Source organism: Seonamhaeicola sp. (genome assembly GCF_028281565.1).
Taxonomy (GTDB): domain Bacteria; phylum Bacteroidota; class Bacteroidia; order Flavobacteriales; family Flavobacteriaceae; genus Seonamhaeicola.
The window spans coordinates 97994-123822 of the sequence record NZ_JANQJQ010000021.1; the positions used below are offsets into that span (position 1 = coordinate 97994).

A 25829-nucleotide genomic window follows, 5' to 3' on the forward strand; every position below is an offset into this window, starting at 1 on the left:
AACAGGCACTTATTTCAAATAATTTGCTATGAAAAAAAGTTTGGCTAAAATCTTTTTTCATGTTTGTCTTTATAGTCTTGTATTGTTGCTTTCTTGTTCAGAATCAAAAGAGGTGAACCATCCGATTAAGTCTCAATTTACAGCACTTAAGGCTGAAAGAACGGGATTGGATTTCAAAAACAATTTGGTGGAAACAACCAACATGAACGGCTTGTTCTTCGAGTATATCTACAATGGAGGTGGCGTGGCCATAGGAGATGTTAACGGGGATGATTTACCCGATATCTATTTTATCTCAAATATGCACTCCAATAAGCTTTTTCTTAATAGAGGAAATCTGCTTTTTGCAGATATCACCGGAGAGTCAGGCTTAAAGGGGAAATATGGTTTTCCATACGGAGTAACAATGGTTGATATAAATCATGATGGTTTACTCGACATATATATATCTAAATCTGGTTCTTTTGAAAATCCAGATCATAGGAGAAATGAGTTATATATCAATACAGGCAATAATAGACTAGGGTCACCAAAATTTGTTGAAAAGGCAGCGGACTATAATTTGGATTTACCACATCATTCTACTCAGGCAACATTTTTTGATTATGATAAGGATGGCGATTTAGATTTGTTCTTAATCAATCATGGAGCGACTTCATATGGAGAGGAAATGATTGAGCAGTATTGTAAGTTACCAAGTAAACTTAGAGGAGAAAGGTTATTTAAAAATGAAAACGGAAAGTTTAAAGATGTAACCCAGGAAGCAGGCATCATTAATAATATGCTAGGTTATGGCCTTGGGGTTTCCCTGAGTGATTTAAATAATGACGGATGGACAGATATTTATGTGTCAAATGATTACTACGGAAGTGACCATTTATACATTAATAATCAGGACGGCACATTTAAAAACAGAATAAAGCAGGCAACAAAGCATACCTCACTATTCTCCATGGGGTCAGATATTGCCGATTTTAACAATGATGGATGGACAGATATTTTGGCTGTTGATATGATGGCGGAAGATAATTACGGTATAAAAAGTAGCATGTCCTCTATGAAACCTGAATTATTTAATAAAAACGTAGAACTGGGACTCCATCATCAATATATGTATAACACGCTTCAATTAAATAATGGCGTATCCTATGAAAATGATGTTCCCCATTTTTCAGATATAGCACAATTAGCCGGTGTTTCCAGTACTGGATGGAGTTGGGCTCCCTTGTTTTTGGATATGAATAATGATGGTTATAAAGACATTTTTATTTCAAATGGCATAAAACGCAATTTTAGAAATAATGACTTTGGTATTTATAGGACAAAAAAACAAAACGAAATAATAAATACTGTTGGAAAAATAACGAAACAAGAACATTTGGATAGTTATATCAGTGATTTACTTGAAAAAATGCCTTCAGGAGCTTTAGAAAACTACTTCTATTTAAATAATCAAATGAGCTTTACCAAACTGGATACGCTCGCTATCAATGGAGCTAAGAAGAGTTGCTCTCATGGAGCTGCCTATGCAGATTTAGATTTGGATGGAGACTTGGATATTGTTGTTAGTAATATGGATGATGAAGCCATTATTTATCGCAATGATCAATCTAATAATGTTAAAACCAATTTTTTAAGAGTAAAGTTAGAGGGTAAAGGAAAGAACACTTTTGGCATTGGTTCAAAAGTTGAGATCATCTATGATGGCAAAAAGCAAATACTCGAACAGTTTCCGGTAAGAGGATATTTGTCATCGGTAGAACCAATTCTTCATTTTGGTCTTGGTGAAGTGAACCAAATAGATCTGGTTAAAGTCATTTGGCCTAATGGGCAACAAGAGATCAAAAAAAAACCAAGACTAAATCAGGTGTTAACGTTCAATCAAACCGAGGCTAAAGAAGAACAAGGCAATGTGAAAAAAGAAAAAGGGTTATTTGTCGATGTATCAGAGGCATATGGATTAAGCTTTAGCCATAGGGAAAATATTTATAATGATTTTTTAAAAGAGCCTTTATTACCTCATAAGTATTCACAACTAGGGCCTGCGGTGGCTGTGGGAGATATAAATAATGATGGAAGGGAAGATGTTTTTATCGGGGGAGGTAAGGAAAGCTTGGGGATATTGTTTTTTCAAAATAGTGACTCTAAATTCGTTCCAATCCAAACTCTAAACCATACCGGTTATTATAGTGAAATCATTGATGCTTCTTTCTTTGATGCTAATGACGATGGTTTTTTAGACTTATATCTCGCATCTGGAGGAAATGAATTTCATATGGGATCTCTTAATTATGCAGACAGGTTGTTTTTAAATAATGGTTTTGGTGTTTTTGAAGAGGACTTAGAAGCATTGCCGAAAACAAATGTAAGTTCAGGTGTCGTTTTACCATTCGATTTTGATAAGGATGGAGATTATGATTTGTTTATAGGAGGACGTCTGGTTCCACAAAATTACCCTTTACCTGAAAGCAGTTATATATTAAAAAATGTGACAAATAACGAACGTGTAAAGTTTGTTAATGTTACGAAAGAAGTTGCTTCAACCTATTTAGATAGTATTGGTATGGTTACAGATGCAAAATGGGGTGATGTAACAGGTGATGGAGAGAATGATTTGATAATAGTGGGAGAATGGATGCCAATTACCATTTTAAATAAAGAAAAAGAAGGGTTCGTTAAACATAGTAATAAAGTTCTTGATGCGCATGTTGGATGGTGGAATACCGTTGTTGTGAATGATTATGATAATGATGGGGATTTGGATATTATTGGAGGTAACCTTGGACTAAATTATAAATATAAAGCAAGTAAAGATGAGCCATTTGAAGTATACTCCGCAGATTTTGATTCAAACGGAACACGTGATATTGCCTTGGGATATTATAATGAAGGTGTTCTTTATCCCCTAAGAGGAAGAGAATGTAGTTCTCAACAAATCCCTCAAATTAAGAAATCCTTTAAAACGTACCATGAGTTTGCTTTAGCTCCATTTTCTAAAGTGTACCTTCATAAGGATATTAAGGGTTTAACACATTACTCGGCTACTACATTTGGAAGTACCTATTTTGAAAATATGGGAGGAGACTTTACCCCAATACAACTTCCTGTAGAAGCCCAGTTTTCTAACATCAATTCAATTATTTCAGAAGATTTTAATCACGATGGCTACATAGACCTTTTAGTAGCTGGGAATAATTATGTTTCGGAGGTTGAAACACCTAGAAACGATGCTAGTTACGGACTGATATTGCTGAATAATAAAGAGGGTCTATTTAAAACTGTGCCTACTCATGAGAGTCACCTTTATGTTGATGGTGATATACGAAACGTTAAAGAAGTTTCTCTTAAAGAAACAAAAGGATTTTTATTCATAAAAAATTCAGAGGCTGCTCAACTAATGGCTTTAAAAGAGAATTAGATGCAAAAAAAAATAATTAAAATCGATCAATTGATGAAAAATAAAATTTCAAATTATATAGTCTTAATAATCATAGGTTTCCTAAATCTACATGCTTATAGCCAACAAATACCATATCTTAAAAAGAATGAGAAGGCTACCCAATTAATGATAAATGAAAAACCATTCTTAATGATTGCCGGAGAAGTACACAATTCTTCTGCCTCCACAGTAGAGTATATGACGCCCCTATTTCCAAAGCTAAAAGCTATGAATTTAAATTCGGTATTCGTTACGATGGCTTGGGAACAATTTGAACCTGAAGAAGGACAGTTTGATTACACATTAGTGGATGCCATTATTGAGCAAGCAAGAGCAAATAATTTAAAAGTATGTTTACTATGGTTTGCCAGTTGGAAAAATGGAGAGTCAAGTTACGCACCCCTATGGGTGAAAAAGGATACCAAACGTTTTTTTAGGGTAAGGACCAAGGAAGGTAAGGAAATTGAAACTTTATCCCCATTTTGTGAAGCCACCAAGAAGGCAGATGCTAAAGTGTTCGCACAGCTAATGAAACATATCAAAACAGTGGATAAGGACCAAACGGTTATACTAATGCAACCGCAGAATGAAGTAGGTATGTTTCAACAAATCGATTATAATGAAATAGCATTGGAATTATACGAAGAAAGTGTCCCAGAACAATTAATGGCCTACCTGAAAAAAAATAGGAATCATTTGAACGCTTATGTCTATGATGCCTGGTCTAAGTATAATTTCAGGAAAAAAGGTTCATGGAAAGAAGTATTTGGAGATACTCCGGAGTCCAGGGCATTTTTTACTACATGGCAATATGCAACTTATATAAACTTTGTTGCCAAATCTGGTCGTGAACAATATAATTTACCAATGATGGTTAATGCTTGGATAGTCCAAAAACCGGAAGATTTACCTGGAGTATATCCTAATGGAGGGCCTGTTTCAAGAGTTATGGATATATGGAAAGCGGCCGCTCCGGATATAGATATTCAATCCCCTGATATTTATCTGCCGAACTTTAAAGAGATTGTTGCTATGTACCATAGAGATGATAATCCGCTTTTAGTCCCTGAATCTAAAGCAGTAGTAGGTAGAGCCTATTATGCATTTGGAGAACATGACGCCATATGCTTTTCACCTTTTGGGATAGAAGATGCCGCAGATAATTTTGTGTTTACCAAATCTTATGAAGTACTGAATGAAGTGGAGCATTTAATAAAACAGTATCAGGGAACAGGTAAAATGAGAGCAGTATTGAAAGAGGACAATGAGAAATCTAAAGAAATTACTATGGGTGATTATAAGCTAAAAGTAATTTATGAAAAGCCTAACGAACAATCTTTTGCAATAATTATTCAAGCAGATGAGCATAATTTTATCGTAATTGGAATGAACTTAACTATTTTCTTTTCTTCAGTAAAGAAGAACACCATTGGTTATATAGGTCAGGTCTATGAAGGACGTTATGAAGACCAGAAATGGATCACTACACGTATGATGAATGGTGATGAAACATACCATAATTCAAGATTAAGAGTATTTGGACGTACATTCCAAACAGAAGAAGATATCATTAAGGTAACCAAAAAGGAAGGTGAGCCGGATGCCTACTCACCGGCAACTAAGCAAAGTATTGTCACTCCCGGTATTTATAAAGTAATTACTTATGAAAGATAAAATTAACATAAAATCTTATCTAAAATTAGTCATAGGGCTTTTTCTATTATCTGCATTGGCGTGTAGTACGTCAGATAACCAATTATCGATTTCCAAATTATATAACGATAATATGGTAATTCAACGCAATCAACCGATAAGAATTTGGGGAAAGGCTGATGAAGGAGCTAGAGTCAAGGTCCAATTCAATAATGGTGAATACGAAACTACAGCGGTTAAAGGCAGGTGGTTGGTTGAATTGCCGGAGATGCGGGCCGGCGGACCTTATGAAATGAGTATTAATTCAGGAGGAAATAGTATTGCTATCAAAAATATATTAATAGGCGATATATGGGTTTGCTCAGGGCAGTCCAATATGGAGTGGACGGTAAAAGATACAAAAAATGCTGTGATTGAATTAAGTAAAGCAAATGACACACTAATTCGTCATTTTAAAGTGCCGAGATCAGGTTCAGACAAACCTTCTTCAGAATTGTTAGGGGGGCATTGGGAAGTTTGTGACACAAGTTCTACCGCAGACTTTACAGCTGTAGGATACTATTTCACCAAAAATTTGCGTAAAGAGGTAGATATTCCTATTGGGCTAATAAATTCTTCTTGGGGAGGGAGCCGTATAGAATCCTGGATCAATCCGGAGCTCCTAAATTCTGAATTTAGAAGTAAGGAAGAGCAAATAGCTATTGATAGCGCTGATACCAGATTTGGGAATAACTTAAAGAATGTAAAGAAAAGTTTTCCCCAAGTATCCAATAAAGATGCTGGTATTTTCAATGATGAAATAATATGGTCAGACCCTGATCTTGATACAAAAGATTGGGATGAAATAATAGTGCCGTCGGTATGGGAGAATGCTGGTTTTCACGGGTTAGATGGAGTTGGTTGGTATCGAGCCGAATTTGATTTAACCGAAGAAGAAGTTCATGAAACTATTGAGATTGGCCTAGGTAAAATAGATGATTGTGACAGGTCTTTTGTAAACGGAATTGAAATTGGAGGCTATTGTGACTGGGAATCCCCAAGAATATATAAAGTAGATCCAAAAATTCTTAAAGTTGGGAAAAATAATATAACAGTTAGAGTAGAAGATGGCGGTGGCGGCGGCGGAATTGCCGGAGAGGAAGCTATGCTGTATATAAAAACTTCAAAACAAACCATTTCATTGGCAGGTAAATGGAAGTTTAGGGTTGGAGCCATTGTAAATATGTCTTTTGCAGGAATGTATAACAAAATGGTTCATCCTTTAACTAAATTTCCAATAAAGGGAGTGCTCTGGTATCAAGGAGAATCAAATGCCAATACAATTGATGAAGCCTCTGAATATGAACATCTTTTTACGGAGTTAATAAATAATTGGAGATACCAATGGCATCAAGGAGATTTCCCTTTTATTTTTGTTCAATTGGCGAGTTTTGGAGATACTGGAGTTACACCAAATAATTGGGCAATACTTCGCGATTCTCAGTCAAAGGCCCTAAAACTAAAAAATGTAGGACAGGCTATTGCCATTGATCTAGGTGAAGAACATGACATTCACCCAAAAAACAAACAAGATGTTGGTTTAAGACTATCATTGGCGGCACAAAAGATTGCATATGGTCAAAACATTCTTTTTTCTGGACCAATTTATAAATCCCGTACTGTTCAGGGAAACAAAATAATAGTTGAGTTCAGCAATATTGGTTCAGGGTTAATAGCAAAAAACAGTAAAGACAATCAGTTAAATGAATTTGAGATTGCAAGGGGAGATAACGTTTTTCTTCCAGCTAAAACCGTAATCAAGGGTAACAGTGTGGTTGTGTGGAATGATATTATAAAAAAACCAAAATATGTTAGGTATGCTTGGTCCGATTACCCTGGAACAGTCAACTTTTATAACAAAGAAGGGTTGCCCGCTTCACCTTTTAAGACAAATTAATAGTTGTTTTTACAGTGTTTATGCATTGTTTAGTTTTAGTTTAATGAAAGCGGAGAACACTGCTCTCCGCTTTTTAAAAATGAATTACTACTACATAAAAACCATTAAATGAAATTAGCAATATTGGAAATGGTAATGGAACATTAAAGATACCCCTGTCGTAACAACTCCTTTAAAACTCCGGTATATGTTTCGAATTTAGAAAACCCTTACTATATTGAATCCAAAAAATACATCACCATGTTCCCAATCGCCTTCGGCATTACTTATAAACCCCGGTTCATTTGTCGATTGTGCATTCGAAAACAACAATTGAAACACATGACCACCGGTTTCAATATCTATTCCCAAAGTTAACGGGTTATTATAAATAGAATTTTCATACCGATTCAGGTGATAAACATAATCGGCGTTCAAAGATGTACGTTTACTAAGCTTCATCCGGCCGCCTATACCCAACGCATATTGGTTGTGTTTTTGCTCAGGTTCTAACACCAGATTTTGCCGTATATAGGTAGGGGCTAGCTCTAATGATAGGTTTTTGTTCATACTTCTGGAAATCAGAAGTTGTGTTGTGTAGCTCATTCTATCTCCAAACCGTAATAGCGGATATCGATCTTTTCGCAATTCTGAATTGATATAAATGGCATTGTAACTAACCACATTGAACGGCATGTTTTCGGATTGGGAGAACAATTTGAGTTTTGCGGAAGTGGCATACGTTTTTCGTAAAGACTCTCGGCTAATACCCAACTGAATGCCGTCAAAACACCCGTAGACCAGTTGGATCTTAGTGTTCGCATTATCAAAGCCAAAAAAAGTGGATAATCCGTCTTTAAGCGTTCCAAAACGGTGCGATACGTACATGTAAAGGTCGCCTTTGGCCGCTACTTTGGTCGATTGCAGGTTCCCGATCTTCATGGCCTTAAAAGCGGGCTGTTGAAAATGTTCAACCTGAGTTTCGTTTTCTAATGTATCTAACAGATCGTCTTGTGCATAAGAGGGACTGGATAAAATGGTGACTAAAGTTAATAGGAAAATGGGTTTCATGTGTGTTTAATTTTCATGGATGGTTTGATCGAGTTTTAGTTCTTCAAGCAGGTCGTCGTAACCGATCACTCTGCCTTTAATTGTGGCCGGTGCATTTATTTGCAGGCCGGAAGGAGGACTCTTGCTGTCCGTTTGGCAGTATACCATGTTGTCTAAGGTAAAACCGGAGGCATCCATTGCAGTAACCGTACCGGACAACCGTACCACAGCATTTAGCCAAGGGGTAACATCTTTATGGACTTCGTCCAGTAACTCCTGGGGTGTACCGGAATACTTTACTGTACGCTCCGCAACGGTTTTATGGGGTTTGTAAATATGCTTAATCACAACCAGAACGGTAAGTGTCAAAAGCCCTGTACATAGGAATATAATCAGGTAACGTTTCTTATTTTTTAACCAACTCATAGTGTAGTTTTATATGTATTTGTTCAGCTATTTTTTTCCGTACTATTTTGGGAATGTCTATGCCAAAGTCTTGTGGCAATACAGTAAATGCACCTTTTAAAACAAGGACATCCCCCAAACGTTTAACCTTTGCATTTGTTTCAATGGTTTTATCGATACCCCTGATGTTCAGCACACCTTTTAATTTAAATGTTTGGACCTTTTCAGTGAGGGAAGTACTGTCAAAATCCAAAAGCCTGCCTTTAAATGTGGCCTTTGGAAACGTGTCTGAATCCATATAATTTTCATGGAAATGCTCCTGCATCAATGCGATATCGAAACGAAATGCATGTATAAAGAGCAGGGCAGCTATGGTACCGTTTTCAGAATTCAGTAAAACGGTGGTGCTTTCGTTAACCGCTTCAACAGGTTCGAAAGCTTCAACAGAGCCCTTAAAATCTGTTAGGCCGGATTTGGTAATATATTTTTGAGCCTGTATGTGTGTAACGCACACAAAGAGCAGAAGTATGATGCTATTTTTTATCATTTTAAAGAGTATTAATTTTCAGGAAAGCCGTCTTTGGCCCATTTATCTACAAGTTGCCTGATTTTAGGGCTAAGAATACCACTTGGAGGCATAGGGTTTATGGCATCATTCATACGGTCAATAAGGACGCCATTTTCTGCCGTAAGGCGAACATTTTGGAAGTTAGACAGGTCTAAATTAGCATTAGGTGCAGGCCCGGAATGGCAGGTAATACAGTTATTGGTCATGATGGATTGTATGTCTGATTGGTAGGTCACTACCCTGGTAATCACGGGTAAATCATCAACAGTACCCTCATCAATAATTGCTGTGGTACAGCTTATGGTACATATTGATAACACCCCTTTTAGGAGCCATTTTTTAAGTGGTGTTTGCATGGTATTAGTTTTGGACATTAATATTTTCTATGGTGATCTCTTCCTGGCCTTCAGGAGGCAGTATGACCATTTGCTTTCTATGGGTTATGTCACCTTCTGTAGGGGCGTTGTCGTTGTTCATATCGGCAACCACCGTTACATAATATGTTCCGGGATGCAAATAGGTGAACAAAAACTCATTTTCACCGGTAGTTAGGGAGGGAAATTGCAAAAAGGTGTTAAAGGCTTCAGAATCATCAACTAAGTAACCAAAATCATCTGTAATAGCATCTTTGGAAAGATATACAAGTAGCGACTGGTTTGGCGGTATGTTGTTGCCCCTGTTAATTTTGACAAGTAAATACCCTAATCTTGGTTGATCGATAATTGTAAAGGGGTCTCCCGATTCTTCAGCTAATGAAAAAACATCATTGTTATTCTGCCTGGCTAAAAAGGTAGCAGAATTGGCTTTTGTAATCCCGTCTTTTACATAAAGATAATCTGGGTCAAACCCGGCGGCAAAGTCGGTTTCTACTATATTCTGAGGAAATCCGGTGGCCACTTTAGCTTCCTGCGCCAATTCCGGGTGCATTTTTACACCCTTAAAGGTCATATGCCTGTTTGGAATACGGTCGCCCAGGTTGCTGGTATAGGAGTTAAAATACAAACTGTCTGTTGCTTTGGGAAACCTTAGCTCCATATACATGATATCATCACCGCCTATGGCGTCAACCAGTCGGTAGTAATTACCGTCTGCCCGGTTTTCAGCTTTATCCATTACAAAATAACTTGTTCTGTAAATACCGTTCAGTACACCACCATTACGAGCCATAATGGTTCTTTTACCCTTGTAGTTTGAAACGAAAAAGGAGGTTAATAGATTTCCTGCCGAACCATTCTCATGGATTCCAAAAATGTGAGAAGGCGATATGGCCCGATAGTCCCAACCAAACCAGGGATATTCGGTAGTAATCACCAAATTCGTTCCCACCCAATGCCCCTGCATTTTTTCCAAAAACTCAAAACCCTTTTGATTGATGTCAATCGGATTTACATCAGTTACTGTTCCGGGGTCGGATGGATCGGCAGGCTTGGTTCCTGCTATATTTCTAATCTCATCGGTTGTACAGGAAAACGAGATAGACGCTATAATTAAGAGTGTTATAAAGAATTGATTTTTCATTAGTAGGTTTTTTTATTTGTTTATTCTTTTCCATGTTTCTTTTAATGGCCGATGCATGATATAGGTAGTAACTTCAATAGTGTCTTTATGGATTATTCTGATACTACTGTTTTTGTTAGTATCTTTAATGGTTGCTCCGGAAATAGCATCTACGTAAAGGGCTCCCTTTGGTTTTAAATTTTCGAAAACATAATATGATTTGTGTTCTGACTCTTTATAAATGCTGGTACCATCATTATAATAGAGCACCTTTGCTTTTACAGAATCATTTTCGTTAAGGATCAAATAGGTTGCTTTGTAATGATTACTCTTAACATTCCAGGTGCCATAGAGGTTTTTAATGCCATTGGAGCAGGAAGACATACTAAATAAAATAATAATATATGCTATGCGTTTCATGTGCCCCAAAATTAGAGGGAGCCCTGTTAAAGATTTTTGACATAGGTCAAAATCGTATCAGAATGTATTGTTATGTAATAAGGGTCATTGTTGATAACGTCAATATTTTTTGAGTAATTATTGCCTAGTGTGATGATCTGGTTTAGGTTTTAAATTTTAAGCTATTACGATATTTATAGCATATATGAGAAATGGAAAACTGCATTAACACTGATCCTAATGGCTTTTACTATTTAGCTTGATTTGACAGAAGGTTTGAATGTTTTATTTCCTCATATTTAGCGCTTTAAAACGTTTTGATTTATGGGTTTTTTATAGGATGTGTTATTTTGTAACCCTTTTGTAACCCAAGTAAAAACATTGTGATTTTCGATAAAAAGTAGACATTTAAATCGTTTTTTATGTTTTATTAAAAATTCTCTTATACCCTTAAAAAACTAGTGTTCTATTTTGTAAAGCTCGTTTTGTTACCCTTTTGTCATCCTTAAACCTTTTGTTTCTTATTACGGTCTGTCTTTACATTTGTTAATGAATTTAAATTCTGCGTAAAAGCATAAATGAAAAAATCATGAAGAATAAAAAGTTAGAGCTTTTATTATTTCTGTTGTATCTGTCCGGTGCTATATGTATAAGTCTGTTAATATATGTATAAGTCGGTCAATAGTTAAACGAGATGATTTGAACGCATTGCTTTTATGTTGAGTATAATAATAAACAAAAGAATATTTAAATAATAAAGAGGTTTTAACATATGTCCTTTTATAGACCTTTTAATAGCAGTACCCCGGGCTGGAAAGGGTTCTCCGGGGTATTTTAAGGATGGAGATATAACATGAAAACACTATAATTTCAAAGACATTAGCACTAGTAGGTTGGATAGCGCTAATATTAGTCCTTGGCTTGGACTTTATTTATAAAATACCTCGGGGAAGTGAGAGAGTCCCGGGGTATTTAAAATATCATGGACAACGTCTTATTTAAGAAAAATATTTCAAGAGTATTAGTGCGTTTAGTTTGGGAACTTAGTCAGCGCTAATTTTTTTAGTATGCCCCAAGTTTAAAAGAGGCTTGGGGTATTTAAAAGACTACTGAGGGATTGTATACTCATCAAAAATGGGTGTCGCAAAAGTGAAAAGCTTCAGGGATGATTGATCGAAAAGATATGAAGTACCTCCAAAAAATGAATGCTTAGAAAGATTTAAAGAGAAAATACTTTTTAGTAAATTCCACACAAAGTTTTAAATATGTTTTTTGATAAAGAGATTCGTATTAAGCGCTCAGAGTTAAAATGGTGGTTTTTACTTTTTTTTATTTCCGTAACTTCAAGTTTAGTATCAGGTCAGCAAGATAGGGATAGTATTGTTGAGTCATTAAAAAATCAAATAACAAAAACTACATCGGATTCTTTACGTGTGCATTATCAAATGGAATTGATAGAAACCATTAGAGATTATGATAAGACGCATGCCAGGGAGATTGCTGAAGAAGCTCTAAAAACAATTATTGAAAAAGGATTAACATCTTTTTATTTTCAAAAAAGAAAAGCAGAAGCTTATAACTATCTGGGTTTTTTAAACAGGCAACAATCACATTTTGAAAACGCTTTGGAGAACTATCTTAAAGCACTGAAAATTAGTGAACGTATTCGGGATTCTGTTGGGTTGGCCCGCGCCTATCATAATATTGGAATGTCGTTTAGATGGCAACAAGATTATGAAAGATCTAAAGAATATTTTAAAAAGGCTATCGCCATAAGAAATCGGTTAAAGGACAGTACGCGTTTGGCAACTTCTCATAATATGCTGGGGGTTGCCTATTATTATAGCTTACAAAATGATTCGGCAATGTTTCACTATAACAAAGCCAGAGACATCTATCCGGATGAATTGGGTAAATCTAAAGTAAATATTAACATAGCTACGCTTTACAATGGCCTGGGAGATTATGAAAAAGCCATTCCTATCTATGAAGAAAACCTGAGAATTTTAAAGAAGTACAAAATATTAGCGGATGTTAGTGTTACAAAATTTAATTTGGCGAGAATATATTCTGAAAAGGGACAACAAAAACGGGCTCTTAAATATGTGGATGAGGCTATAGCTATAATGCAACCTATAAGAACATCATATGAAGCGCTTGCCAGACAATATCAGTTAAGAAGCCTTATTAATCAAAGATCCGGGTTACATGTAACGGCTCTTGCGGATTATAAGCAGTATAAAATACTTTCGGATTCGTTAACAAATATGCAACGGGTAAGGCGTATAAATACTTTGGAATTGAATTACAAATTTCAAAAAGAAAAATTGGCAGATAGTCTGCAATATGCTAAAGAAAAGGAGATAGCCATGGCCCAGATAGAGTTACTGAATCATAAAAACAAGATTAAACAGCAATGGATCATATTTGGAGGGGTAGGCGTTTTTCTATTGGTGTTATCCCTGATTTTTCATCATAGGCAAAGAGTGAAATTTAAGGTTTTGGAGAATGAACTGCTAAGTTCTGAAGTGGAGCATAAAAAGAAAGATTTAAAACAGTTGGCCATTGAGATAGCCCAAAATAAAGAATGGGCTTTGGTTTTGGCTCAGAAACTAGCCAATGTGAGGGAGGCAAAAGGGAGAAAAAGAACCAATGCTTTGTTGAGTTTGGAAGAAGAAATTAAGAATAAGATCTATGTAGATAAATCAACAGATATCATTCACGATGAAATTGAGAATTTAGGAAGTTCGTTCTTTGGTAATTTAAAGAAACATTTTCCAAATTTAACCAAGACAGATACCAGGCTTTGTGCATTGATACGTATGAATATGGGTACCAAGCAGATTGCTATGCTGCAAAATATTAACCCTGCTTCGGTAAAAATGAGCCGCAATCGCCTCAGAAAAAAGCTGAATCTTGCTCCAAGCGATGACTTGAAAGCTTTCCTGGCGTCCTTTTAGATAGGTTTTACAGAATAACTTTTTCTTCTGTAACCCTTTTGTAATCCCTGCTGTTCTTTAGGTTAAAAGATAGCTTTGTACTTTCGTAGGTACTATAAAATATTAAAATTAAAAAGGGGGGAATGGGTCTATAATTTATTAGGCTTTTATTTGGTTGGTTGAAATTATTCTCCCCTTATATTTTTTTGTTTTTAGTTGAGACATTAAAATATAAGTCAGATTTAATACAACCTGATACACAAAAAGAAGTACAGAAAGCAGTAAATATCCAAATAACCTGTTTTATCACAAGATTTTATGCTCTTGTTTACACTAAAATATCATTTTAGTGTAATTTCTTTCGATTTGAAAAACTATTAGATAGATGGCCGTCAACCACATCATCAAAAACCACGGCAGGCCGTTCATCCTTGGAAACCGTATTAATGTTTACATTATTGATGAAGAGTCCTTTAACATGGCGTGCATAAATGCCATGGGCAGGAAGCGTGCCAACCAGGTAGAATTCGGGCCACCAATCGCCCAAAGTTTCTAAAGTGTATTCTTTGATCGTTTTATTGGCATCTTCCGCAGTACCGCCTCCGGAAACCGTCATTTGGATATTGTTTAAATGAACATCTCCTATATAATGATTTGGCATGCCCGTAATAAAAAAGGCAGAATTCTTGTCCAGTTCACGATTATCAACAATAAAGTCACTAAACAAGAAACCATGCATGGCTTTCATTGGAAGCATTTCCATGGGCGCATCCACTCCGGCTCTTTGTTGGCAAAAGGTCATAAAAACAGGCCGGGGAACATTTTTCATTACTAAGTTTGAAAATGCCATATTTTTCATTTCACCGCCTTCATTCATTTGAATTTTAAGTCCGGAGTCGTGAATGTCATGAAAGGTACAATTGGATACGGTAACTGACTCGAAATCCGCCCTGGAAGACAGTCCTATACGTAAACCCGCCCATTTACTGGTAAATACACAATTGGTAACTGTAATGTCTTTACACGGATAGTCAGGATGAGAGGTCTGCAAACAAATAGAATCGTCACTGGTATCGAAAGAACTGTTACTGACTCTTACATTAGTGCATCCGTCAAAATCCAGTCCGTCACCGTTTCCGTTAACCCGACTTACAATTTTAATGCCTTCAACTACAATGTCATTGCAATATAACCAGGCCGATGTCCAAGCTGCAGGATTTATTAAAGACACGCCTTCCATATAAATATCTTGACATCTTAAGAACCGGATCATCATGGGCCTGCCGCCTTTCTTTTTGGTGAAATTCTTTGTGTAGCCGTTACCGTCAATAGTACCTTCTCCTTTTATAGCAAAGGACTTAGCATCTTTTGCAAAAATCAAACAACGATCCATATGAGGTTCGTTCTTATACATATTTTTGTGGGTGTCAGTTGCGTAGTCATTAATATCCGGACTGCCCAATAACACGGCACCGTTTTCCAAATAAAGAGTTACAAAATCCTTTAAATAGATGGTGCCGATGACCACTGTTTTTCCTGCTGGAATAATAACATGGCCACCGCCATTTTTTGTGCAGGCATCAATTGCTGCTTGCACCGCTTTCGTGTCTTTTGTTACACCGTCTGCCTTGGCGCCATAATCCAATACATTAAAATCTGTTGCAAAAACATAGGTTTGAAACAGCACTACAGCCAGAATAAAAGTCCTTTTCATGATTATTTGCTTTTGTAATTTGAAACGGTTTCACTATCCACCGTATATCGGTATACTTTAGGGGAGCACTTTCCGCGAGCCTTTACAATTTCGGTTTTCCAAACAGCTTTTAGTTGTTCCAGAACGGCAGCGTGTTTAGGCTCACTGGCTAAATTGTTAAGTTCGGCGGGATCGTCTTTTAAGTTATATAGTTCTTCGTAAACAGGTTCTTCGCCTTCTAATGATCCGTTTGAAAGCGCTCTGTATATGGCTATGTCTGTATCGTAGACTTTGTAAAACAGGTCATTTACTTTTAACCCTAATTCTTTAGCAGCAGCAATTTTTTTAGAAGCCGGAAAAATATCATTTTTGTAGTAGCGAATGTATTTCCATTCCTTGTTTTGAACCGCTTCAATTTTAGGGTTCCCAAATTGGGTCGACCATAAATTCTCCGTATAAACATAATCCCGAACTTCGGTAGGATCACCCTGAACCAAACCCGAAATATCTTTTCCCTGAAATGCTCCAGGAATCTCAATCCCGGCCATGGATAACATGGTTGGAGCTACATCAATACTTTGTACCAGGGCATCACTGGTTTTTCCTTTTTGCTTTTTCTTTAATGAGGGGTCTACAACAATCAAAGGCACATGAGTGGTTTTCTCATAGCATAAGGCCTTTCCTCCCAAACCTTGTTCTCCCATAAATAACCCATGATCTGACGTGAAAATAATAACCGTATTCTTATCTAATTTAAGCTGCTTTAACTTGTCTCTCAGGTTACCAACCATTCTGTCTATACCGGTCATAGCTTGAAGTTGGCGAGTATAACGTTCTATAGTGCCTTCAGGAGTGTCAGAATAATTATAGCCTGTTTGCCGGTTTTCAACTTTTAAAACATCGGCCGGTAATTTAGGGGTTTTAATGTCCTTTTTGGCTATATAGTTTGCGGGGAGCGGAATATCTATATCGCGATAAAGCGTTTTGTAAATAGCATCGTCAGTTTTACGCATTTTCATGGAACCGGTACCGGCGCTATGAGGCAAATTGAAATTAACCGAAAGCATAAAAGGCTTATCAGCTGGCCTGCTTTCCAAAAATTTAATGGCACCTTTCAACTTTCTTTCGTTGGGGTCTAAAAAATCGTTAACACTTTCAGTAATGATCTCAACCTGGGTATCTGCGATGGCATCGTTAAATATTTTATGAACCTCCTTTGGATAAAACCTAATATGCCCGTGACCGGAATACCAATAATCAAAACTTTTTTCCATAACGCCACTGCCATAACCTCCTTTTCCAATAGGGGCGTGGTTTTTGCCAATCCATCCGGTATAATAACCAGCGTCTCGCATGACCACAGGGTATGATTTGACCCAGGCCTCATCAGATACACTGGTACCTGAATTAAAGTTCACGGCATGTTTTCTTTCAAATTGGCTGAGCAGAATGGAAATTCTGCTAGGTGTGCAGATAGCACTGGTAATATGAGCATTGTTGAATAAGATGCCATCGTTCGCTAACTTGTCTAAATGGGGTGTTTGAACAATGCTATTTCCGGTGCAACCCATCATACCATAGGATTGATCATCGGTTAGAATGAAAATAAAGTTTGGACGTTCCTGTGCTGAAGCCGCAATGATAGAACTAATATAAAGTGCTAATACAAATAATTTTGTGATATGTGGTTTATAACAGGTGTTCATTTTACTGTTTCTTTTTTAAGGATTTATTTCTGATCGCTCTAAATTTCTTTTCTTCCTTGATAACATTTTCAGGATGCGGGTCTACCCAACCCGGTTCCATATTTTTTGAATCCCATTCGGTATACGCCTTTTCTAATTCTGTAACTACTTCAGGGTGATTAGAGGCTACATCATGTCTTTCAAGCGGATCATTTTTTAAATCGAAAAGTAAGGTTTTTTCTTTGTAGGCACTCTTATAAAGTTTGTAATCACCAATCCTGGCGGCATATTCAAATCCGCCAACGGAACGCCAAAAGAGTTTTTCATGTGGTTGTGATGTGTTTCCTTCTTTAATAAAGGGTAATAGGTTAACCCCGTCTAATTGGTTTTCCTTACTTGAATCTATGCCGGCAGCTTCAAGAAATGTTGGGAACAGATCCAATGAAATTATAGGGTTTTCATAAACCTGATCGCCTTTTAAGCCTTCGGGCCAGGAGATAAAGAACGGTACTTTTATACCGCCTTCAAACAGCATGCCTTTGTGGCCTCGGTTTGGCTTGTTGTCAGCATGTTCTGCTCGTCCGCCATTATCACTTAAAAAGGCTATTATGGTATTGTCCTTAATGCCATTAGCAATTAAAGTAGAATCAATTCTACCCACACCATCATCAACGGCATTGACCATGGCCGCATATACACTACGTCCACCATATTCAATATGTTTGGTGCGCTCTAAGTATTTTTCAGTAGCATGGTCCGGAGCATGTGGTGCATTATAAGCCAAATAAATAAAGAACGGATGGCCTTTTTCCCGGTTAATAAAGCTGATGGCTTCATCGGTGAAATCATCCGTCAGGTAGCTTAGTTCGTCTTCCGATACTGCTTCACCGTTTCTTAGGATTGTTCTTAACGGGCCGTTAGGAGTTCCCCAAAAATTCATACCACCTCCCGGAAAACCAAACCAGTGATCAAATCCTTGCGCATTAGGATGTAGATCGGGATGGTCCCCAACATGCCATTTACCAATAGCGGCTGTTTTATAACCTTGTTCTTTTAAGGCTTCCGAAATCATTTTTTCAGATAAAGGTGTTCCAACGGTTGCATCATTTTCTCCGTGGTATGGCATGTTACAGTCATGTCCGAAACGTGCCTGATATCTTCCTGTTAATAAACCGGCTCTTGAAGGACTGCAGTAAGGGTGCGACACGTAGCCGTTTGAAAAGATAACCCCTTCCTTGGCTATACGGTCCAGATTAGAGGTCGGAATATCGGTTGCACCGTTAAAACCTACATCAGCCCAACCTTGATCATCGGTTAAAACAACTATAATGTTTGGTTGTTTTTTTTCGGTAGATTCTGTTTTTTCCGGTTCATTTGCAGACTTTTCTTTGGTGGTGTTATTGCAGTTAAAAAGCATAATAAAAGCCACCAAAGGGAGTAGTTTTTTTAGCAGTGAAAGCATGTGTGTAAGTTTAGAAGTTTAGTTGTTTGTGATTTGTCCTGAAAGCAAAATTAAACACTCTTTAAAGATAAAAATGTTAATTATATACAGAACTATGCCACAAATGGTTAAAATAACTGCTTAGTTGGCATCTGTTAGGATTTTCACTAAGTGTATTATACGTTTAGCTGTTCTTTTCTAAAACTTCCAGGAGTTTTACCGGTTATTTTTTTAAAGATTCTGGAAAAGTAAGATATATTGTCAAACCCTACTTTTTCAGCTATTTGCTGCATAGAATCATAGGTTGTGAGGAGTAATAACTGGGCTCTTTCAACACGCTTGGATTGTATATACTTTAAAGGCCTTACTCCAAAGTTTTGTTTAAAGATTCTCGAGAAATGATCCGTGCTTAAATGACAGTAATTTGCCAAATTTTGAACAGAAAGTGCCTCATGTAAATGTTCGGCAATGTAAATTAAAACCTTTTCCAGGTTATTCTTAGTGCTGCTTTTCTCAATCATTTGATCGTCATCATCATCAATGAACCTTGATAGTAAAATAGATAAAATGCCCTGTGTTTCAAGATATTGACTGGAGTTTAGGACTCTGTCTTTCTTGTGGAAATTAAGTAGAGAAGGTTTGTTTACATAGGCTTTCGGATCATTATTCGTTACGGAAATATCCGGATTTAATTCAAGGAGCCTATTGAAATAATGGATGTCTGAGGTGGTGGCCTTTACCTCATATTTAAAGGATTTTAAAGTGTAAATAGAAAGCCCTTCCATAATTTCTTCAAAGAATCCAATATAGTATTGTTCATGATATTCATCACATTTGTATCTGTTATAGGTATAACTGGGAATTAAATACATATAGCCGGGACGTAATTCAAATGCCTGATTTGTATGGTAGGCTTTGGCGCTTCCCGTTGTTACGTAGAAGAGTCTGGAAAAAGGGCTTATAACATTATCATAGTTCCATTTTTCATCTAATTTGGCATACCCAATGTGCAGCAAATCAAGTTTTATAGGTTGCGAGAGTTTTTGCATGGAATGGTTTTATGTAAGTTTCTTTTAGTAGAAATAACTGCTTTGTATAAAAAAAATATAGTAGCTTTTCGTAAAATAAACAAAAAATATCGGAAATGTACAATTTATAACCTGATTTGAACAGATGGCATTATGTTTTTTTCGTTTATATTTGAAAAAAAATTTCAAGAGTAATTTTTTTATGTCAAAAGGTATGAGTTTTTGCACTCTGGTGGTAGGGGTGCTCATGGTATTTTCGTGTGGCGGTCCGGGTATTCCCGATACCGTGGCTATGGAGTATGATAAACTTCCGAAAAAGTTAGATTTTAATCAGCATGTCAAGCCTATTTTATCAGATAAGTGCTTTCTCTGTCATGGACCTGATAAAAACAATATTAAGGGAGGGGTGCAGTTGCATAATGCCGAAGCGGCCTATTCCGAATTGCCTGAGAATCCTGGAAGGGTTGCCATTAAGCCCAAGAATTTAGGGAAGAGCGAGTTTTTTCATCGTATCATGACCGATGATCCCGAATTGATCATGCCGGTGCCTAGTTCACATTTAACTTTAAGTGATTATGAAAAGGCCGTTTTAATTAAGTGGATCGAAGATGGCGCGGAGTATAAAGACCACTGGGCCTTCTTAAAGCCGGAAAATCACGAAATTCCAGAAGTAAAAAATGAAGATCAGGTGGCTAACCCTATTGACAATTTTGTGTTGGAGGAATTGGAACTGCGCGATTTAAAACTTTTAAAAAGGGCTGATAAGGAATTATTACTAAGGAGGGCTTCTATCGATTTGACCGGTTTACCTCCAACAATAGAAGAAATAGACGCTTTTTTAAAGGATACTTCCCCTAACGCTTTTGAAAAACAAATAGACCGTCTTTTAGCTTCTCCAAATTATGGGGAACAGCGTACTTTGGACTGGATGGACCTGGCAAGATACGCAGATACCCATGGTTATAGTGTGGATCGCTATCGAGATGTGTCGCCCTGGCGTGACTGGGTCATTAAGAGTTTTAATGAAAATATGCCATATGACCAGTTCATTCTATGGCAAATGGCGGGAGATATGCTGCCTGATGCCTCAAGGGAGCAAAAGTTGGCAACAACCTTTAACAGGTTGCACCCCCAAAATATGGAAGGCGGGATTATAGATGAAGAATTCCGTTCTGAGTATGTGTCTGATAGAACAGTGGTTATGGGGCAAGGCTTTTTAGGCTTGACTTTGGAATGCGCCAAATGTCACGACCATAAATATGATCCTATTTCTCAAAAGGATTATTTCCAACTATATAGTTTCTTTAACAATGTAGACGAAACCGGGTTGATTTCCTGGGATAATGCAACTCCGGTTCCTGCCATGATGATTCCAACTGAAGAACAGGAGAAAGTAATCGCTTACCTGGAAACGCTTGTTGATGATACAGAGACAACACTTGAAGAAACTGTAAATAAAGAAACGGAAAAGGCTGAAAACTGGATTGCTAAGCAAGGTTATAAAACGATTCCATCTAAAGCTAAACCAAAGGCTTTGGTGGCTGCATTTAATTTTGATAATGGTAAACTGGTAAATAGCATTGGTGGCAATGGTAAAAACAACGTTCGTATGCGCCAACAGTTTGCTGATAATGAGCCTACTGTATTCAAAAAAGGCGCTCAAGGTAAAGGACTTTATATGGATGGTGACACCTGGCTGGATCTTGATAAAATTGGTATTTATCAAAGGGCCGAAGCCTTTTCAATTAGTATAGATGTTTTTCTGCCTGAAGATTTAGAAACAGGGGTTGTTTTTCACAAAATGAATAGTCCGGAACTACATAGTTTTAGAGGGTATCATTTGAAAATTAAAGACAATAAACTAGAAGTATTATTGGCACATGTATGGCCTGATAACGCCCTTGTAGTGGAGTCTTTAGAAAATGTGCCAAAAGAAAAATGGGTGCAACTCACCATGACCTATGATGGTTCCAGTAAAGCAAGTGGAGTTTCTATTTACATGGATGGTAAAAAACTTCGAACTAAGACGACTTTTGATAACCTTTATAAAGACATCATATTTCATGGGTTACAATTATATGAAAATAGCCCTATCATAGAGCCTGGTTTACGAATTGGTGCGGTTTGGAGAGGAAAAGGTATTAGAGGTGCGGTAGTGGATAATTTAATGGTTTTTGAAAAAGAACTTACCGAAATTGAGGTCCTGCAAATTTCCAATGCCGATAAATTAAATGGGATTAAGCAAAAATCTTATGCTAATTTAACCAAGGAAGAAAAACAAGCGCTTTCAGAATATTATCTCTCAGTTAATTCGAAACCATATAATTCAGTTCTTGATAAACTGGAAAAAGAAAGGTTGGTTTTGGTTGATAGCATGGATAATGTGAAACAGATTATGGTGATGAAGGAAAGCGAAACTCCCAGGCAAGCCTATGTGTTGGATAGGGGGCAGTATGATTCACCAACAGATTCTGTGTTCCCAAATACCCCGGCAGAAATATTTGAATTCCCAAAAGGTTTAGAGAAAAATAGAATTGGTTTGGCCAAATGGTTAACGCATCCCGATAATCCATTAACAGCCAGAGTGACGGTGAATCGTTATTGGCAAAATCTTTTTGGAAGAGGTATTGTTAAAACCGCCGAAGATTTTGGAAACCAGGGCGAATTACCTACACATCCAAAACTATTAGATTGGTTGGCATTGGAATTCATTAAATCCGGATGGAATGTAAAAGCATTGCACAAAACCATTATGATGTCCAACACCTATCAACAAAGTAGTACGGCTAGTAAGGAGCTGATGGAAATGGATGGCGAAAACTTGCTGCTGGCCAGAGGGCCTTCGAAGCGTTTATCTGGTGAAATGTTAAGGGATAACGCTTTATATGCTTCAGGGTTGTTAAGTGAAAAAATTGGAGGAGAAAGTGTGAACCCTTATCAACCGCCGGGATTATGGCGTGTTAGTGGTGGAACCTATGAGCAGGGTACAGGTGAAGAATTATATAGAAGAAGTATGTACACCATCTGGAAACGTACGGTACCACATCCAACCATAGCCACCTTTGATGCACCATCAAGGGACTTGTGTACTACAAGAAGGCAGGAAACCAATACGCCTTTGCAGGCGCTTGTCTTATTGAATGATCCAACCTTTGTGGAAGCGGCAAGGGTATTAGGTAAAAAGATGGTCGAGTATGATAGCTTAGACGAAGGTATTTCTAAAACCTATAGAAAGTTAACGGGTCGAACCATTAAACCAAAAGAACTGGAGGTGCTTACGGATTTACAAAAGTCGGAATTTGAAAAGTTCAGAAACAACAATGCGAAGGCACGAGGTTGGATTAGTATAGGGGAATATAAAATTGATCCCCAGGATGATATAGCCCTGGTGGCTGCAAATGCCGTTGTGGCATCTACAATAATCAATTCGGATGCCTTTATAACAAAACGATAAAATAGTTCATTATGTGTGATCATCATGATATATTGAGATCGAACAATAAAGATCTTCAAAGCATTGAAAAGCAAATAGACAGGAGGTATTTTTTAAAGAAGACCTCTTTAGGTATTGGGGCGCTGGCCTTAGGGAGTTTACTGAATACTGAAAAAGCATGGAGTTCCATTGGAAATTCTGGAGCGGGGGTCAATGCCTTTGCAAAAAATAAGCTAGGCTTGCCACATCACTTACCAAAAGCAAAACGGATTATCTATTTGTTCCAAAGTGGCGGTCCGTCGCAATTGGATCTATTTGATTATAAACCCAGGTTGGTGGATATGTTTGGTAAAGATTTACCGGAATCGGTTATTGGTGGGCAACGATTAACGGGGATGAGTGGAAGTCAAAGTACTTTACCCGTGGCGCCTTCACTGTTTAAATTCAAACAATACGGTGAGTCCAGAGCCTGGGTGAGCGAAATCATGCCGCATTTATCGGAAGTGGTTGATGACTTGTGTTTCATCAAATCCATGCAAACGGATCAGATTAACCATACGCCGGCAGTGACTTTTATGCAGACCGGACATCAATTACCCGGTAGACCATCGATTGGGTCGTGGTTAAGTTATGGATTGGGGTCTGACAATGAAAATCTACCAACTTTCATTACTTTGATTTCCAAAAACGGAAAAGGCCAACCCCTTAAAGCAGGTTTATGGGGCAACGGATTTTTGCCAACAGAGCATCAAGGCGTGCAATTCCGTTCCGGGAAAGATCCCGTATTATACTTAAACAATCCGGATAATTACGACGGAACCGACCGGAAAAAAATGCTGGATTATTTAGATAAATTGAACTCCATTCAGCATGATGCCTATGGGGATCCTGAGATTCAGGCCAGAATGACCCAATATGAGATGGCTTTTAGAATGCAAACCTCCATTCCCGAAGTAACCGATACCTCCAATGAGCCGGAGCACATTTTTGAAATGTATGGAAAGGACAGTAGGGACGCTGGAACCTATGCGGCCAACTGCTTAATGGCAAGGAAATTATTGGAAAAAGGTGTGAAGTTTGTCCAACTATATCATCAAGGTTGGGACCAGCATATTGGTTGTCCCGGAGGTGTTAAAAATAAGGCACGACAAACAGATCAGGCTACAGCTGCTCTAATTAAAGATCTTAAACAGAGAGGGATGCTGGAAGACACGCTTGTTGTTTGGGGCGGTGAGTTTGGAAGAACTGTGTATTCACAAGGGCAATTGACTAAGAAAAACTACGGAAGAGATCATCACCCAAAAGCCTTTACCATGTGGATGGCCGGAGCAGGAGTGAAGCCAGGGTTTTCTTATGGTGAAACGGATGATTTCAGCTACAACGTCACTAAAGATCCCGTTCATGTACACGATTTTCACGCGACTTTATTGCACTTATTTGGTGTAGATCACGAGCGATTAACATTTAAACATCAGGGTAGACGCTATAGACTGACAGATGTTCATGGCCACCTGGTAAAAGATATCCTAACTTAAAATTTTTAATATGTCTACAAGAAGAAACTTTTTAAAGAAAACAGGATTGGCAGGAGCTGCATTGGCAACCTCTTCATCGGTTTTTGGAGCTTCAATTATAACAAAAAATAAAGCGTCAAATCATTTGTTGAATGAAACCGATACCATTCTGGGACATGGTGATTACAGATATAAACTCACAAAGAACTGGGCTCAAATGAGTTCTACCAGGATCCCTTTACTCAATTGTCATGAGATGGTAATGGATAGTAAAGGACGTTTGATTATGGTTGGAGACCATCCGCAGAATAATATCCTGATCTTTGATAAATCGGGTAAGTTGTTGGATTATTGGGGTACGGCATATCAGGGAGGTCATGGATTAACCCTTCACGATGAAGGCGGTGAAGACATGTTGTATATCACCGACTCCGGATGGGCATTGGGTAAAAATAATAAAATGGTAAAGCACAATGGCCGTGTGGCAAAAACTACGGTTGACGGCAAGGTGATCTTTGATATTGGGCACCCTGTGACTATTGGTGTTTATAAGCCGGGAGAAGATTTTTGTCCTACCGAAACAGCCATAGGGCCTAACGGGGATATCTATGTAGCCGATGGCTATGGGCAAAGCAGAATCATTCAATATGATTCTAATGGACGCTACATTCGTCATTGGGGTGGTAGCGATAATCCCGATCCAAATTACAAATTAGTAAGTGCGCACGGTGTAGCTATTGATTATCGCGAACCAGGTAACCCTATGGTGGTTTGTACTTCACGTTCACAACAGTGTTTTAAATATTACACTTTAGATGGTAAGTACATTAAAACTGTGAACATGCCTAATATGCAAGTATGTAGAGCGGTTTTTGACGATAACAATTTATATGCAGGGGTATGTTGGTCGCAACCCAAGGTTGGAAAAACCAATTGGAGAGATCATACGGGCTTTGTGACCATTATGGAGGGTGATAAAGTAGTGTCTAATCCGGGAGGTACAGAACCCGTTTATAAAGATGGTGTACTTCAAAAGTCTTATCAAATTGACGAAAAACCAATTTTACATGGTCATGACGTGTGTATAGACGAGGATAAAAATATATACATCTGCCAGTGGAATGCGAACCATTCAGCGCCATACAAACTAACACGCATCTAAAGAATTTA

Annotated in this window: 17 protein-coding genes; 7 read left to right on the forward strand and 10 right to left on the reverse strand. The window is 37.6% G+C overall.

The features are described from left to right. The first annotated feature begins 28 nt into the window (after positions 1-28). From Q0983_RS10270 to Q0983_RS10280, 3 genes are read left to right on the forward strand one after another with little or no spacing between them, the layout of a single operon-like run. Complete coding sequence (locus Q0983_RS10270) at positions 29-3418, forward strand: VCBS repeat-containing protein (protein WP_299552345.1); 3390 nt, start codon at positions 29-31, stop codon at positions 3416-3418. 33 nt (positions 3419-3451) lie between these two features. Continuing rightward, complete coding sequence (locus tag Q0983_RS10275) at positions 3452-5113, forward strand: DUF5597 domain-containing protein (RefSeq protein WP_299552348.1); 1662 nt, start codon at positions 3452-3454, stop codon at positions 5111-5113. Then, positions 5103-7028: a sialate O-acetylesterase gene (locus tag Q0983_RS10280; RefSeq protein ID WP_299552350.1), complete on the forward strand. Its 1926-nt coding sequence runs from the start codon at positions 5103-5105 to the stop codon at positions 7026-7028. Before Q0983_RS10275 ends, Q0983_RS10280 begins: the two co-directional genes overlap by 11 nt. Before the next feature lie 198 nt (positions 7029-7226). Here Q0983_RS10280 and Q0983_RS10285 read toward each other — a convergent pair whose 3' ends face one another. From Q0983_RS10285 to Q0983_RS10310, 6 genes are read right to left on the reverse strand one after another with little or no spacing between them, the layout of a single operon-like run. Next, on the reverse strand, positions 7227-8078 hold the full coding sequence (locus Q0983_RS10285) for a DUF5777 family beta-barrel protein (RefSeq protein WP_299552353.1): 852 nt from the start codon (positions 8076-8078) through the stop codon (positions 7227-7229). Positions 8079-8084: 6 nt separating this feature from the next. After that, a complete protein-coding gene (locus tag Q0983_RS10290; RefSeq protein WP_299552356.1) occupies positions 8085-8483 on the reverse strand; it encodes a hypothetical protein in 399 nt (132 codons plus the stop codon). After that, positions 8464-9009, reverse strand: coding sequence for a YceI family protein (locus Q0983_RS10295; protein WP_299552359.1), 546 nt, complete (start codon positions 9007-9009; stop codon positions 8464-8466). Before Q0983_RS10295 ends, Q0983_RS10290 begins: the two co-directional genes overlap by 20 nt. An 11-nt stretch (positions 9010-9020) precedes the next feature. Then, complete coding sequence (locus Q0983_RS10300; RefSeq protein WP_299552362.1) at positions 9021-9386, reverse strand: hypothetical protein; 366 nt, start codon at positions 9384-9386, stop codon at positions 9021-9023. Between the two features lie 4 nt (positions 9387-9390). Beyond that, a complete protein-coding gene (locus Q0983_RS10305) occupies positions 9391-10548 on the reverse strand; it encodes a hypothetical protein (RefSeq protein WP_299552365.1) in 1158 nt (385 codons plus the stop codon). A gap of 12 nt (positions 10549-10560) precedes the next feature. Then, positions 10561-10947: a hypothetical protein gene (locus Q0983_RS10310; protein WP_299552368.1), complete on the reverse strand. Its 387-nt coding sequence runs from the start codon at positions 10945-10947 to the stop codon at positions 10561-10563. Positions 10948-12191: 1244 nt separating this feature from the next. On the opposite strand from Q0983_RS10310, the gene Q0983_RS10315 reads away from it, so the two are divergent. Beyond that, positions 12192-13886 carry a tetratricopeptide repeat protein gene (locus tag Q0983_RS10315; protein ID WP_299552371.1) on the forward strand — a complete coding sequence of 565 codons (1695 nt, stop codon included), beginning with the start codon at positions 12192-12194 and terminating at the stop codon, positions 13884-13886. Between the two features lie 325 nt (positions 13887-14211). Here the strand turns inward: Q0983_RS10315 and Q0983_RS10320 are convergent, their stop codons facing one another. From Q0983_RS10320 to Q0983_RS10335, 4 genes are all read right to left on the reverse strand, one after another. Continuing rightward, positions 14212-15579 carry a glycosyl hydrolase family 28 protein gene (locus Q0983_RS10320; RefSeq protein ID WP_299552372.1) on the reverse strand — a complete coding sequence of 456 codons (1368 nt, stop codon included), beginning with the start codon at positions 15577-15579 and terminating at the stop codon, positions 14212-14214. A gap of 2 nt (positions 15580-15581) precedes the next feature. Beyond that, complete coding sequence (locus tag Q0983_RS10325; RefSeq protein WP_299552374.1) at positions 15582-17264, reverse strand: sulfatase-like hydrolase/transferase; 1683 nt, start codon at positions 17262-17264, stop codon at positions 15582-15584. Between the two features lies 1 nt (position 17265). After that, on the reverse strand, positions 17266-18705 hold the full coding sequence (locus Q0983_RS10330; RefSeq protein WP_299552376.1) for a sulfatase-like hydrolase/transferase: 1440 nt from the start codon (positions 18703-18705) through the stop codon (positions 17266-17268). A gap of 155 nt (positions 18706-18860) precedes the next feature. Beyond that, positions 18861-19733, reverse strand: coding sequence for a helix-turn-helix domain-containing protein (locus Q0983_RS10335; protein ID WP_299552378.1), 873 nt, complete (start codon positions 19731-19733; stop codon positions 18861-18863). 193 nt (positions 19734-19926) lie between these two features. Between Q0983_RS10335 and Q0983_RS10340 the strand changes: the two genes are divergently transcribed. From Q0983_RS10340 to Q0983_RS10350, 3 genes are read left to right on the forward strand one after another with little or no spacing between them, the layout of a single operon-like run. Further along, the gene (locus tag Q0983_RS10340) at positions 19927-23166 is read left to right on the forward strand and encodes a DUF1553 domain-containing protein (protein WP_299552380.1); all 3240 of its coding nucleotides are present in this window, start codon (positions 19927-19929) and stop codon (positions 23164-23166) included. 11 nt (positions 23167-23177) lie between these two features. After that, positions 23178-24680 (forward strand): DUF1501 domain-containing protein, encoded by a 1503-nt coding sequence (locus Q0983_RS10345; RefSeq protein ID WP_299552382.1) that lies wholly within the window; start codon positions 23178-23180, stop codon positions 24678-24680. A gap of 10 nt (positions 24681-24690) precedes the next feature. Next, a complete protein-coding gene (locus Q0983_RS10350; protein WP_299552384.1) occupies positions 24691-25821 on the forward strand; it encodes a twin-arginine translocation signal domain-containing protein in 1131 nt (376 codons plus the stop codon). The last annotated feature ends 8 nt before the right edge of the window (positions 25822-25829 follow it).